Genomic DNA, 13,108 nt, shown 5'->3' with positions numbered 1-13,108 from the left:
ATGGACAAGCGCAGCCGGTCCTTCTACGTCCTCGCCTGTTTCTTCGCCCTGTTCCTGGTGTTTCTCTATGGACCGACGATCACCATTGCGATCCTGAGCTTCCAGGGCCCGCAAGGCGGCCTGACCTTCCCCATGCGCGGCGTCTCGCTGCACTGGTTCCACGATCTCTTCGAGCAGCAGGCCGTCGGCGACATCTGGGGCAGCTTCAGCCGCTCGCTCCTTCTCGGCCTCATGGTCATGGCGACGACTGTCGTCGTCTCCGTCATGGGCGGCCTTGCCTTCCGCAAGCGCTTCCCCGGTTCCGGCGTGATCTTCTACCTGATCGTCACCTCGCTGGTGATCCCGTCGATCCTGATTTCGCTCGGCGTCGGGCTGATCTTCTCCCAGTCCGGCCTGCCGGTGCATTGGGCGACGTCCGGCTTCGGCTCACAGCTCACCTGGACGCTGCCTTTCGGCCTCCTGATCATGTTCGCCGTCTTCAACCGCTTCGACAAATCCTACGAGGAAGCCGCCCGTGATCAGGGCGCAACCTCCTGGCAGACAATCCGTCACGTGATCCTGCCGATCATCGCGCCGATGCTGCTTGGCGTGGCGCTTTTCGGCTTCACCCTCTCCTATGACGAATTCGCGCGCACCCTGCTCACCGCAGGCAGCTACAACACGCTGCCGCTCGAAATCTACGGCATGACCACCAATGTCACGACGCCGGTCATCTTCGCCCTCGGCACGCTGACAACCGGGTTTTCCTTCCTGATCATCGGACTGTTTCTCGCCGTTGTCGTGACCCTCAACCGGCGCCGCTCGCGGCTCGGTTCCGATGCCGGCCAGGGGCTGGTCTAATTCCCGGACACTCCATGCAAAACGCCCATATCCTGTTCATCAATCCCAACAGCACGGCCTCGATGACCGTAAAGGTGGGAGAGGCCGCACGCGCCGTTGCAAGCCCCGGCACGAGGGTCACGGCCATCAACCCGTCGACCGGCCCCGCCGCCATTCAGGGACCTGAAGATGGGGAAGCCGCCCTTCCGGGACTGTTCGCCCTGTTCGATGCGTCGCTCGATGCCGATCCGAGCATCACGGCAGTGGTGATTGCCTGCTTTGATGACACGGGGCTCTGGGAGCTCAGGGCCCGCAAGCGGGTACCAGTTCTCGGCATCGGCGAGGCCGCCTATCACGTCGCCTCGATTGCCGCCGAGAAATTCTCTGTGGTGACAACCCTGCCCATTTCCGTGCCGATCCTCGAAGACAACATTGCTCGCACCGGCCTCTCGGGCCGCTGCGCCAGGGTCCGCGCCGCCAATGTTCCGGTTCTCGATCTGGAAATTCCGGGAAGCGACGCCCGTCTGCGGGTCGAGAGGGAGATAGAAGCAGCCCTGGAAGCTGACCAGATCGGCGCAATTGCGCTTGGATGCGCCGGCATGGCGGATCTGGCCTCCGACCTTTCGGCCCGGTTCAAGATCCCGGTCATTGATGGCGTTGCCTCTTCAGTCAAGCTCGCTGAAGCGATCGCCCGATAGCCCCGACGTACATCTCAGCCTCCCCTCGCCGATCAGCCGGCCCGGCTTGACGGGCGTGCGGTTTCAGGCGAAGTCGGCATTTCTTGAAACAATCCGGCTTCGACCATGACCCAGAATGACAGTTCCTCCTCTGTGCCAGCCCTTGATGCCGCCTGTCCCTGTGGATCCGGGCAAGTTTTTGGCCTGTGCTGTGGTCCCTATCTGTCCGGCGAGGCAGCTGCGCCGACAGCCGAAGCGCTGATGCGCTCGCGCTACAGCGCCTATGTCTGCCAGAAGATCAGCTATCTGAAGGACACGCTCTGGCCGAAATATCAGCCGGGCTTTGACGCGGTGGCGACCGCCGCCTGGGCTGCCGAAAGCCGCTGGACCGGGCTGAAAGTCCTGGGCACGACCGGCGGGCAAGCCGCAGACCGGGATGGAACCGTTCTGTTCGAGGCCCGATATCTGGCCGGAGCAAAGCTCAACACCCACCGGGAACTGAGCCGCTTCCGCAAGAAGGCCGGGCGCTGGTACTATGTTGAAGCCATCGAAGAGAAATAGACCGGCTTCAGTGCTGGCAGCAGGCAGCGCTACAGCGCGCCGAGGCGGCCAAAAAACCGGTCAAGTTTGCCCGTCATCCCGGTTTGGTGCGCAAGCATCAAGACCGGGATCAAGTATCCCGGAGAGCCTCTTTTTTGAAAAGAGAATGATCTCTGGCGGGTACCGGATCCCTGCCTTCGCAGGGATGACAGACGGATCATCGTGATCAGCGTCTCCAATTTTCTCAGAGACATTGTCGGCAGTCGGAGCCCGTATTCACCGTTCCACGCGCTTTCTATTGCACTGCAGCACCGCTCTGGATAGGTTGACGAGCTCATTTTTTCGGCAACGGACCTTTCCATGCTCCAGCCAGCCAGCTCCATCGCGGCGCTTCGCAAGCAGTTCACCTGGCAGATCCCGTCAGTCTACAACATCGCCACCAGCGTTTCCGACCGCTGGGCGCTGGAACGGCCTCAGTCCCTCGCGATCCGTCATGTGGAAGAAGACGGCAGCCATCAGGACTGGAGCCATCAGGATCTGTCCCGCGCCTCCAGCAGGCTGGCCAACGCGCTGACCGGCCTCGGCCTGAAGCTGGGCGACCGGGTCGCCATCCTGCTGCCTCAGGGTCCGGCAACCGCCATCACCCATCTTGCGGCCTACAAGGCCGGTGCAGTCGCCGTCCCCCTCGCCGCCCTGTTCGGGCCCGAAGCGCTGACCTACCGGCTGACCGATTCGGGTGCGAAATATCTCGTCACCGATGCGGCTGGCCTTGAAAAGATCGACGCTCTGCGCGCCGGTATCCCATCTCTGGAAACGATCATCAGCGTCTCAGGCGCAAGCGATCTTGCCATCAGCTTTGACGCATTGCTGGAAAAAGCTTCGGACCGGTTCGAGACGCTTGCGACCAGCCCGAACGATCCGGCCCTGATGATCTACACTTCGGGCACGACCGGCCAGCCCAAGGGCGTGCTCCACGGGCACCGCGTTCTTCCGGGCCATCTACCGGGCATTCAGATGTCGCAAGACTTCATGCCCCAGCCCGGCGACCTGCTCTGGACCCCGTCCGACTGGGCCTGGGCAGGCGGGCTTCTGAATGCTCTGTTCCCGGCCCTGCATTTCGGCGTGCCGGTGATTTCCTTTGCCCCGCGCAAGTTCGACCCGGAACGGGCCTTCAAGCTCATGGCCGATGAGAACGTCCGAAATGCCTTCATTCCACCAACCGCGCTGAAGATGCTGCGGGCGGTGGAACGCCCTGCCGCGCGCTTTGACCTGAAGCTGCGCAGCGTCGGATCCGCAGGCGAAATGCTCGGACGGGAAACCTATGACTGGTTCGAGGCCGAGTTCGGTTTCCCGGTCAATGAATTCTACGGCCAGACCGAATGCAACGCCGTGCTCGGCTCCTGCCACAGCGCAGGCGTCAGCCGCTCGGGATCAGCCGGGATGGCCATTCCGGGCCATGACGTTGCCATCATCAATGCGGAAGGCAACGAACTGGCTCCCGGGTCCCTCGGCCAGATCGCCATCCGCCGCCCGGATCCGGTGATGTTCCTGCGCTACTGGAACAAGCCTGATGCCACGATCGAGAAATTCATCGGCGACTGGATGATCACCGGCGACCAGGGCACCCAGGATGAAGATGGCTATATCCTTTTCGTCGGCCGGGATGACGATGTCATCACCTCGGCAAGCTATCGTATCGGCCCCGGCGAAATCGAGGATTGCCTGCTGACCCATCCGGCGGTGGCGCTCTCGGCGGCGATCGGCAAACCGGACAAGCTGCGCACGGAAATCGTCAAGGCCTATGTGGTGCTGAAACCTGGCCAGACTGCGTCCGCAGACCTTGAAGCCTCGATCCGGGCCCATGTCCGCGAGCGTCTCTCCGCCCATGAATATCCGCGCGAAATCGAGTTCGTTCCGGATCTCCCCCTGACGACCACCGGCAAGGTGATCCGCCGTATCCTGCGGGACAAGGCAGCAGCGGAAGTTAATGGCGGCAACGCAGCCTCGCCAGCTAGCGCCTGAGCAGCTTCCGGGCCATCCGGCGAAGGCCTTGCTCGGCGGCAAGGTCCAATCTGCCGAGGCCCCGCATCAAAGTTCCGGCGGGACCGACTGCGCACAAAAGCGTGCCATAGCTCATCCGGCCACGCCAAAGCGGCTCGATCATCTTGTGACCTGGCACAGCCAGCGAGTCGCCCCCCGTGATCGACGGATCCACTAGGCTGCGCTCCAGCGCAAAAAGCGTTGCCTGTGCGCCGGGCGAGTAGCGGGCATAGGCCTCGTCATAGGCGATCTTCCAGGAAAACGCCCGCCCACCATCGATAAGCAGCACGAGCATCGCGATCGGTTCCCCGGACAGAAACACCCCGTCGATGCGGACACCGTCGCCGCGTGCCTTCGAGGCGATCATTGTGCGGGCGAAACGAACCGTTTCGGGATGGCTCAACAGCGCGGAGCCCCGCGTCCCTTTCCATCCCGAAGCCTCGAGCTGCAGAAACTGCTCGAAAGCAGGAACAGCCTCCGCCCCTGAAAGGCTCCGAAACTCGAGGGTTCCCTTGTCTTCGAGCCGCCGGATCAGGCGGGAAAATTCCTTTCGGCGCCGAACCGTATAGGCCCCGGCAAATTGCGCGGCCCCAAGTTCGCCTCCGTCATGGGCTGCCCGAACAGCTTCATGGGCGATCCGGACACCCGGCACGCCCTCCACGATGCGCCCGGCCGACAGACTGTTCAAAGGCAGATAGGGAAAGGCCACCAGAGGCAAGCCGGTCAGACGGGCCACATGTCCGGCAAACAGGCCACATGTTTCCTCCGGCGCCTCCGGCGCAATCAAGGGCACGCCGAGCGGTCCATATTCCGTCGCCCAGAGGGAGGCCGCCTTCAGGACAAACCCAAGCTTGCGGCGGCCAACGGGTGCCGCCATCAGCCAACGGCCGGTCTGGCTGTCCCGGATCACCGCAAGCCGCACGCCTTTCCGGCCGGTATCTTCCAGAAACGGGATCAGGAACTCCGGCCCGAAGAATGGATTGGGATCGAGAGACCGGTCCGCAAGCTCCTGCCAGTGACCAAGCTCCTCGCCCGGAAGGCACGGGTCGCAAACCAGGGTTTCAAGGGTCACAGGTGCGTCCTCGAAACGGTTCCGGAGACCCTGTGCCGTTTCCCCGGTCACCGTTCCGCGCTCCCTGAACCCGGCGCGGGGGCAAAAATGAAGATCGACAGGCCCAGCTTGCGCCGGGCCGCGAAGGCCAGACTGCCAGCCTCAATGACCACGGCCAGCGCTGTCGCAAGCGCAGCCCCCGCCAGCCCGAAAATCGGAATGAACAGGCAGTTGAGTGCCAAATTGCTCATAAAGGCCACGGCATAGATGACCGCGCAGGTTTTCTGATGGCCCGTCATGGTCAAAAGCGCATCCGCCGGTCCGACGGAAGCACGGCTGAGCACACCCAGCGTCAGAATTGCCAGCACCGGATAGCCCTCGGCAAAGTCCTTGCCGAAGAGCGACAGCAGCAGGGGCGCAGCAAGCAGAAGCAGCCCCCCGGCAGCCACCGACGGCCAGAAGGTCCAGCGGGTCGTCCTGCGCACATAGGCTTCAAGCCCTGCCTGGTCATTGGCATGAATGAAGCTTGAGAACCGGTGTGCTGAGGCCGCGCGCACTGCGAAATAGACGAAATGCACCAGCGCCAGGGTCTTGGAGGCTGCAAAATAGACCGCAACCTCATCCGGCGTGTGCCAGAAGCTGACCATGATCACATCGGCGCTGGTCACGAGCTGCATGAAGCCTTCGACCAGGAGCATGGGCAGGGATACGGCCAGCCAGACCGGCATGTCGCCCTGACGCGCCACCTTCGGCACGGACCGGGACAAACGGCTGTTCAGGCGCCACATCTGCCAGATCGCGACCAGAACGGTCGCGGCGACGGCGCCTGCGGCTGCCGTTGTCGCCGAGGCTGGCTCTCCGGCCAGAATCAACGCCACGATCAGCGCCAGCATGAGGAGCGGCCGCCAGATATAGGTCGGCAGCATGGCAAGCGACGACCAGTCATAGCTGCGGGCAATGCCATCTTGAACACCGCCCAACGCAAAGACCGGCAAGGCCAGAAGCACCAACGAGGCAGGCAGGACGTAATAGCTCTCGATATAGCCATCCAGAGCCTGGATCAGCCCGATGCCGAGAAGGGCAATCACGGCGCCGGTTGCCAGCGCAATCAGCCGGCTGGACGTCAGAAACCCGCGCAGACGGCCAAAGTCCTCCGCCTTGCGATACTCCGGAATGAACCGGTTGGGCGATGAGGAAAAACCGGCACAGGCCGCGATGCCCAGAACGATGACCCAGGTCCAGGCCAGGGAATAGATCCCGTATTCATGGGCGCCCATCAGCCGGGCGAGGATGATCTGGGACAGATAGGCAAGCGCTGCCCCGCCAACGCGGATGGCGAAGGTCGCAAGGGCCATCCGGCTGGCACCGCCCGCCGAACCACGCTTCAGCCCTGCCAGTTCAACGAGCTGCTGCAAGGCCTGCCTGCTTTGCAGACGCTGTGTCCATGATGCCGCTGAGAGGCGCAATCCAAGATCCCCGAAATCCAAACACCGGCATTTATGACACGAGGGACTTAAGAAGTTGTGGCCAATGCGTGAAAACACGCAAGCGTGTCCGCCTGACTGAAAACGCCGTCAGACCCCTTCGAATTGGGAAAGGTTCACCGGCACCCACATCACCACCTGCAGGCAAATGATGTGCCCCGGAGCGATTTTTCCTTCCCTTTTTGGCCAATCTTGCTAGAAGCGCCGCACCTGCCTTCGGGCAGAAACCGGTCGCAGCCTACCCGGTTCTAGCGAAAACAAGGGTCAAAAACTTGAAAACACTCGTCATCTGCTCGGGCGGACTGGATTCCGTCACGCTTGCGCATAAGGTCGCGCAGGAAAACGAGCTCATCGGTCTGGTCTCCTTCGACTATGGCCAGCGGCACAAGAAGGAACTGGCTTATGCCAAGGCCTGTGCCGACGCACTCAACACCGAACACACGCTGATCGACATTTCCAATGTCGGCCGCCTGCTGTCCGGATCCGCGCTCACCGATAATGTGGACGTGCCCGACGGCCATTATGCCGAAGAGAGCATGCGCATCACCGTGGTGCCGAACCGCAACGCGATCATGCTGGCCATTGCCTTCGGCGTTGCCTCATCCAAGGGGGCCGAGGCTGTTGCCGCAGCGGTCCATGGCGGCGATCACTTCATCTACCCGGACTGCCGGCCCGGTTTCGTCGACGCCTTCGACGCCATGCAGCGCCATGCGCTGGAAGGCATGGGTGAGATCCGGCTTTACACGCCCTTCGTTCACAAAACCAAGGGCGACATTGCCGCCGAAGCCGTGCGCCTTGGCGTCGATGTGACCGGAACCTGGTCCTGCTACAAGGGCGGCGAGCACCATTGCGGCCGCTGCGGCACCTGCGTGGAACGGCGCGAAGCCTTCCATCTGGCCAGTGCCGAAGATCCGACGGTCTATGAAGACCCGGAGTTCTGGAAGACCGCCTGCCATGTTTAGGATCTTCAAGGAGTTTCACTTCTCCGCCTCGCACCAGCTTCATGGTCTGGCGGAGGATCACCCCTGTGCGCGCCTTCACGGACACAATTATGTGGTCGAGGTGGAGCTGCAGTCCGAAACGCTGGACAGCACCGGTTTTGTGCGGGACTACCGCGAACTTGCCCCTTTCAAGGCCTATGTGGACGACCAGCTCGACCACCGGCACCTGAACGACGTGCTGGGCGACGACTGCGTTACCGCCGAACGCATGGCCCGGCATTTCTACAACTGGTGCAAGGCGCGCTGGCCGGAAGTGTCTGCCGTCCGCGTCAAGGAAACGCCGAAGACCTGCGCGGAGTACCGGCCATGACCGCGCTCGTCCTGCCCGCAATGCATCCGGTGACCCTGGATGCCACCACCATCCGCATCAGCGAGATCTTCGGCCCGACGATCCAGGGGGAAGGCGCCCTGATCGGCAAGCCGACGGTCTTCGTGCGCACCGGCGGCTGCGATTACCGCTGTTCCTGGTGCGATACCCTGCATGCAGTCGACAGTGCATACCGGCACGACTGGACGCCGATGACCCCCGAGGCCATCATGATGCAGGTGGAAATCCTGTCCGGCGGCCAGCCGATAACGATTTCCCTGTCCGGCGGCAATCCGGCCATACAGCCGCTAGGCGATCTGATCGCCCTCGGACGGCAGATGGGCTACCGCTTTGCCCTGGAAACCCAGGGCAGCATCGCCAAGGACTGGTTCGCGGATCTCGATATCCTGACCCTGAGCCCGAAGCCGCCCTCAAGCGGCATGGAAACGGATCTTGAGGCCCTGGACGCCTGCATTGCCGCCGCCGGCATCAACCCCCGGAGCGTGCTCAAATTCGTTGTCTTCGACGATGAGGATTACGCCTATGCCCGCTCCATCGCCAACCGGTACCGGGACCTGGATGTCTATCTGCAGCCGGGCAACCATACCCCGCCGCCGCCGAGCGAGACCGATGCCCTGATCGATATGGATGGCATCATGACCCGCATGCGGTGGCTGATCGACAAGGTGGGCGCGGACCGCTGGTTTTCTGCGACCGTCCTGCCGCAACTTCACACCCTGATCTGGGGCAACCTGCGCGGAGTCTGACATGTCTGACAAGAGCATCTACGAAAACCTGACCCAGCTGGGCAGCAGCACGGCCCTGCCGCAGACGCCGGAAGACGCCGTCCTGGAAAAGGTGCCGAACCCTCAGGCCGGCACCGGATACATGGTCCGCTTTGTTGCGCCGGAATTCACCTCGCTCTGCCCGATCACCGGAGCGCCGGATTTTGCCCATCTTGTGATCGACTATGTGCCGGGCGACTTTCTGGTCGAAAGCAAGTCGCTGAAGCTGTTCCTCGGCTCCTTCCGCAACCATGGCGCCTTTCATGAGGACTGCACGGTCTCCATCGGCAAGCGCCTGGTCGATCTCCTGAACCCGCAGTGGCTCCGGATCGGCGGCTACTGGTATCCGCGCGGCGGCATTCCGATCGACGTCTTCTACCAGACCGGCCCCGCCCCCGAAGGCGTCTGGATCCCCGACCAGGGCGTCCCGCCCTATCGCGGCCGGGGATGAGAAAACGGCCGGGCATGTATCCCGGCCGGCTTCGTCTTTCAGGTCAGACCGCCTCACACACCCCCAGCAGCTGCCTCTGGCGCCGTGCGCGGAGAGCGCGGGGTGGGAACGTAGGCCATGGCCTTTTCTTTGATGTCGGTGAACTTGTCCGACAGGCTTTCAAGGCGTTCGTCCCAGGCGGGGTCGAGGGCCTGGCCATCCGTGACCTTGAAGAAGGCCTGAAGCATGCAGGCGATTGCCAGGGGCTCAAGCACAGCCGCCTTGACCGCCCAGGCAAACAGCACGGCAAAGACGACACCGCCCGCGCTCCAGCCGCCGGGAATGAGATAGGCAACCGTCGCCGCCGGGGCCAGCATCACCAGAAACACCAGGAAGGCGAAGCCATAGACGAAGAGGGCGACAAAGGCCGCGTTCTTCATCATGCGGCGGTGGTTCTGGCCGTAGAGCACCAGCGCCTCATGGGCAGCGCCCCAGGGATTGTCTGATCTTGTGCGAATGGCATGGGCGAGGATGACCTCATCCACGAAGCCGACGGCCACATTGAGGAAGGCGCGCAGGATCTTCGCGATATTGTCCAGCCCCGGAACGGGGATCAGGTCGAGCACGAACTCCATCAGGCCGGTAACGGCGCGGATGACACCCTTGATCAACTGGTCTATGCCGAAGAGAACGCTGGCCTCCACGAACCGCTCCTTCACCACCGACGCGCCGTAGGTGATCTGGCCTTTTCCTTCCGGCAGCGGACGCCCGTCGATCATTTCGACCATGACAGCAATGTGGCCGGCCTTGACGTTGTAAAGAATATATTCCCGCAGAAAATACAGGACCCCGGCGGTCAGACCGAAACCGATGATCCCGCCCCAGAAGGCATAGCCGATCTGTTCGTCCGGCCCGGAAAAGCCGCCAACGCCATAGCCGATGCCCGCCCCCGTGCCGGTCACCAGAACGTAAGCGGCGGCTATGGCGAAATATGTGACCGCCCGGAAGGCAATATAGGGTGCCGTGCGCACCATGAGCCCGATGGCTCTGGAAAAATCAAAGTCATACATACCGGTCTCCAAGAATGGGCGGCGCTTCCGCCTTTACCGGTTGCAGACTGGCAAATTCCACCAGCAGCAACTGTGCCGCAGATCACGCAAGGTCACTTCCGCACCACGGTTCTCCCGTGAAAATCCCCCATTTCCCGGAGGATTGTGATGGGGACCCCGATTCCCTAACGTCCATGTCTGCTGCTATTGTCCGCGAAGCATTTCTCCGGAGAGTATTTGATGCGCCGTTTTCTGATTGCTTTCACAGGTACCCTGGCCCTTCTGAGCGCCCCGGGCTGGGCCGCCCAATGCGGAAATTCCGCTGCCGGGTTTGAGACGTGGAAGCAGAGTTTCATCGCAGAGGCCCCTTCCCACGGGCTAAAGCAGCAGGTGGTGGAAGGTGCGCTGCGCAATGTCAGCTACAGCGCCAAGGTCATCAAGCTCGACCGGAACCAGCACTCCTTCAAGCTGAGCTTCGAGCAGTTCTACAGAAAGCGCGTCAATGACGCGATGATCCGCCGCGGCCAGCAGATGAACAAGATCCATGGCCGCATCCTCGGCAAGATCGAGCAGAAATACGGCGTTCCCGCGCCGATCATTCTGGCGATCTGGGGTCTTGAGACCAATTATGGCGGCTTCTCCGGCAACATGCCGGTGATCCAGTCCCTGGCCACGCTGGCCTATGACTGCCGCCGGACCGCCTTCTTCACCAACGAGCTGATTTCCGCGCTGACCATCGTGCAGAGCCGGGACATGAAGCCGGAAGACCTGCGCGGCGCCTGGGCGGGCGAAATCGGCCAGACCCAGTTCATGGCCTCGTCCTATGTGAAATATGCCGTCGACTATGACCGGGATGGCCGGCGTGACCTGATCCGCTCCGTTCCGGATGTCCTGGCCTCCACCGCCAATTATCTGGCCCAGAAAGGCTGGCGCGCCGGTCAGGGCTGGGGTCCGGGCACTGCGAATTATGAAGTTCTGAAGCAGTGGAACAAGGCCAGCGTCTATGTGCAGACCATCTCCGTGATGGCCGAGAAGATCGGCAGTAATTAAGCTCTGCCGCCTCAGGCAGGCTTGAACGCACGGCACGTTCTCAAGGCACCGGAAGCTCCATGTCCGGTGCCTTTTCCATTGTCTGGGTGATCGCCATTTCGAAACTGGGCGCCTTGGTCTCGTAACGGGCCCTGGCAATGAAGCCATCCAGCGGCCTGACCCAGTAAATATAATGGTTCTCGGTCACCATGCCCTGGCTGACGGTGAGTTCCGCCTCCAGACGGTCCATCACCACGCCGTCAACATCTTCCTGCGAACAAGCCGCGTTGCGGATGGTTGCCGCATTGGTCTTCTTGTCCGCCAGAACCGTGCCGGCCCCCTGCGCAGGATCGAGATCCCGCACCTTCGTCCAGCTTTTGCCCTGATCCGCCGACTGATAGAAGCCGGTCTTGTAGGTCATCGTCCAGGGCAGAGGCGGCTCGATCGGCACGGCCATGCTGTGGTCCTGGCTCAGATAATAGAAATCATTGGTCATGGGCACGGCGCCCTTGAACTCGGTCGTGACGAAGGCCTTCACCGGACCGCCCTGGTCCATCTGCATGTAGACGGCGGTGAACCTGTCCTGACAGGGATCGGCAAGTGCCGGACCGGACACAGCCATCAGAACCGCAGCCGCAATGACAAATCTCATGGCACCAGTCCCCTCACCTCAGCCCCGAAACAGATGCGGGCAGACCGGAGACCGGCCTGCCCGCATATTCAGACATGAATTGCCCATCCTGGCAACGAAGGCCGGACCGGCCCGCCAGGTGAGATCACATGGAGATCAGCCCAGCACCACCACCTTGGCGCCCAACTCGACACGGCCGTAAAGGTCAATGATGTCCTGATGCCACATGCGGATGCAGCCGCTGGAGGCGTTGGTGCCGATGCTTTCGGGATGGTTGGTGCCGTGAATGCGGTAGAGCGTGTCCTTGCCGTTCTGCCACAGATAGAGGCCACGGGCGCCGATCGGGTTGGTCGGGCCGCCGTCCTGGCCGTCCTTGTACTTGGCCAGCTTGGGGTCGCGCTCGATCATTTCCTTCGGCGGGAACCACTTCGGCCATTCGCGCTTGAAGCCAATGACAGCTTCGCCGTTCCAGGCGAAGCCTGCGCGGCCAACGCCGATGCCATAGCGGACGGCCCGGCCGCCGGGGCCGATGAGATAGAGAAACTTGTTGGCCGGATCGACGACGATCGTGCCTACCGGCTGGCTGGTCGGGTAGAACACTGTCTGGCGCAGGAACTTCGGATCGAACTTCTGATACTGGATCGCCGGAATCTTGAACCCGGTGTCCTCGGTGGCAGCATAGGCCGTGGCGTAGTCCGGCGTTCCGTCGGTCAGAAGGGAAAGCCCAGCCTGGATCGGCGAAGCCGTCTTAGTCTGGCAGGCAGCCAGAAGCAGCGGGAGGCCGGCAACAAAACTGCGGCGGCTGAGTTTCAGAACCATTATCGCGTAAACCTTGCTCATGTCCGCGTCAGCAGACGTCTGCTCCGGACCATTATTTCAGAGGCACTTCCCAGGCACACAGCCTCCTGCAGACCCCACCATATTTATGGTAAACGCAGGGTTAAGACCTTGTTCTGCGGAATTTGCTGAGCACATATACTTGCCGGTGAAGAAGGTCTATCCCCGCCACAAGCACCAGGCTGCATCCCGTGACGATTTTACTGTTGCTGCGTCTATTCCGCCGCAGTTTTGCACCTTCCGTATGGGACACGCACGAGGCCATCGGCCAGGCCGCTGCCGTTCAGCACAAATGGCGCCGCGAGCCTTGCGCTCCGGCGGTCCGGCCTTTCACGTTTCCTTGATCCCTTGCCGGACCACGGAAGTGGCGGGGCGCGAAAGGCATCCGCCTTGCGCGACTTGTTGTAAGTGATCTTCGGCAGAGGTCT

At 62.1% G+C, this 13,108-nt stretch carries 14 protein-coding genes; 9 read left to right on the top strand and 5 right to left on the bottom strand.

Features of this window, described 5'->3' with window-relative positions; all coding sequences use genetic code 11:
• From BUA94_RS18390 to BUA94_RS18370, 4 genes are all read left to right on the top strand, one after another.
• Entirely contained in the window at positions 1–840 is an 840-nt protein-coding gene (locus tag BUA94_RS18390; protein WP_073014769.1) for an ABC transporter permease, read from the top strand.
• A 14-nt stretch (positions 841–854) separates the two neighbouring features.
• On the top strand, positions 855–1,517 hold the full coding sequence (locus tag BUA94_RS18385; RefSeq protein WP_073014768.1) for an aspartate/glutamate racemase family protein: 663 nt from the start codon (positions 855–857) through the stop codon (positions 1,515–1,517).
• A gap of 105 nt (positions 1,518–1,622) precedes the next feature.
• Positions 1,623–2,057 (top strand): YchJ family protein, encoded by a 435-nt coding sequence (locus tag BUA94_RS18380; protein ID WP_073014767.1) that lies wholly within the window; start codon positions 1,623–1,625, stop codon positions 2,055–2,057.
• Positions 2,058–2,396: 339 nt separating this feature from the next.
• A complete protein-coding gene (locus BUA94_RS18370; protein WP_073014765.1) occupies positions 2,397–4,058 on the top strand; it encodes an AMP-binding protein in 1,662 nt (553 codons plus the stop codon).
• On the opposite strand, the gene BUA94_RS18365 is transcribed toward BUA94_RS18370, so the two are convergent.
• Entirely contained in the window at positions 4,048–5,199 is a 1,152-nt protein-coding gene (locus BUA94_RS18365) for a GNAT family N-acetyltransferase (RefSeq protein WP_073014764.1), read from the bottom strand. The two genes, BUA94_RS18370 and BUA94_RS18365, sit on opposite strands and share 11 nt — an antisense overlap.
• Positions 5,196–6,542: a lipopolysaccharide biosynthesis protein gene (locus tag BUA94_RS18360; RefSeq protein ID WP_208980148.1), complete on the bottom strand. Its 1,347-nt coding sequence runs from the start codon at positions 6,540–6,542 to the stop codon at positions 5,196–5,198. The genes BUA94_RS18365 and BUA94_RS18360 overlap by 4 nt, the downstream gene beginning before the upstream one ends.
• A 341-nt stretch (positions 6,543–6,883) precedes the next feature.
• Here BUA94_RS18360 and queC point away from each other — a divergent pair, with 341 nt between their 5' ends.
• The 4 genes from queC to queF are packed head-to-tail and all read left to right on the top strand — an operon-like array spanning position 6,884 to position 9,155.
• Positions 6,884–7,573, top strand: a complete 690-nt coding sequence (gene queC / locus BUA94_RS18355) for a 7-cyano-7-deazaguanine synthase QueC (RefSeq protein ID WP_073014763.1) — start codon at positions 6,884–6,886, stop codon at positions 7,571–7,573.
• Complete coding sequence (gene queD / locus BUA94_RS18350; RefSeq protein ID WP_073014762.1) at positions 7,566–7,922, top strand: 6-carboxytetrahydropterin synthase QueD; 357 nt, start codon at positions 7,566–7,568, stop codon at positions 7,920–7,922. Before queC ends, queD begins: the two co-directional genes overlap by 8 nt.
• Positions 7,919–8,686, top strand: coding sequence for a 7-carboxy-7-deazaguanine synthase QueE (gene queE, locus BUA94_RS18345; protein WP_073014761.1), 768 nt, complete (start codon positions 7,919–7,921; stop codon positions 8,684–8,686). Before queD ends, queE begins: the two co-directional genes overlap by 4 nt.
• A 1-nt stretch (position 8,687) precedes the next feature.
• Entirely contained in the window at positions 8,688–9,155 is a 468-nt protein-coding gene (gene queF / locus BUA94_RS18340; RefSeq protein ID WP_073014760.1) for a preQ(1) synthase, read from the top strand.
• Between the two features lie 53 nt (positions 9,156–9,208).
• On the opposite strand, the gene BUA94_RS18335 is transcribed toward queF, so the two are convergent.
• Positions 9,209–10,204, bottom strand: coding sequence for a hypothetical protein (locus BUA94_RS18335; protein WP_073014759.1), 996 nt, complete (start codon positions 10,202–10,204; stop codon positions 9,209–9,211).
• Between the two features lie 219 nt (positions 10,205–10,423).
• Between BUA94_RS18335 and BUA94_RS18330 the strand changes: the two genes are divergently transcribed.
• Positions 10,424–11,233 (top strand): lytic murein transglycosylase, encoded by an 810-nt coding sequence (locus BUA94_RS18330; RefSeq protein WP_073014758.1) that lies wholly within the window; start codon positions 10,424–10,426, stop codon positions 11,231–11,233.
• Positions 11,234–11,273: 40 nt separating this feature from the next.
• Here the strand turns inward: BUA94_RS18330 and BUA94_RS18325 are convergent, their stop codons facing one another.
• Entirely contained in the window at positions 11,274–11,864 is a 591-nt protein-coding gene (locus BUA94_RS18325; RefSeq protein WP_073014757.1) for a hypothetical protein, read from the bottom strand.
• 135 nt (positions 11,865–11,999) lie between these two features.
• On the bottom strand, positions 12,000–12,662 hold the full coding sequence (locus BUA94_RS18320; protein ID WP_073014924.1) for a L,D-transpeptidase: 663 nt from the start codon (positions 12,660–12,662) through the stop codon (positions 12,000–12,002).
• Positions 12,663–13,108: the final 446 nt, after the last annotated feature.

The sequence above is a fragment of the Roseibium suaedae genome, from assembly GCF_900142725.1.
Lineage (GTDB): Bacteria > Pseudomonadota > Alphaproteobacteria > Rhizobiales > Stappiaceae > Roseibium > Roseibium suaedae.
Note: the sequence above shows the minus strand (reverse complement) of the source record. Positions and strands in the feature narration are given on the sequence as shown.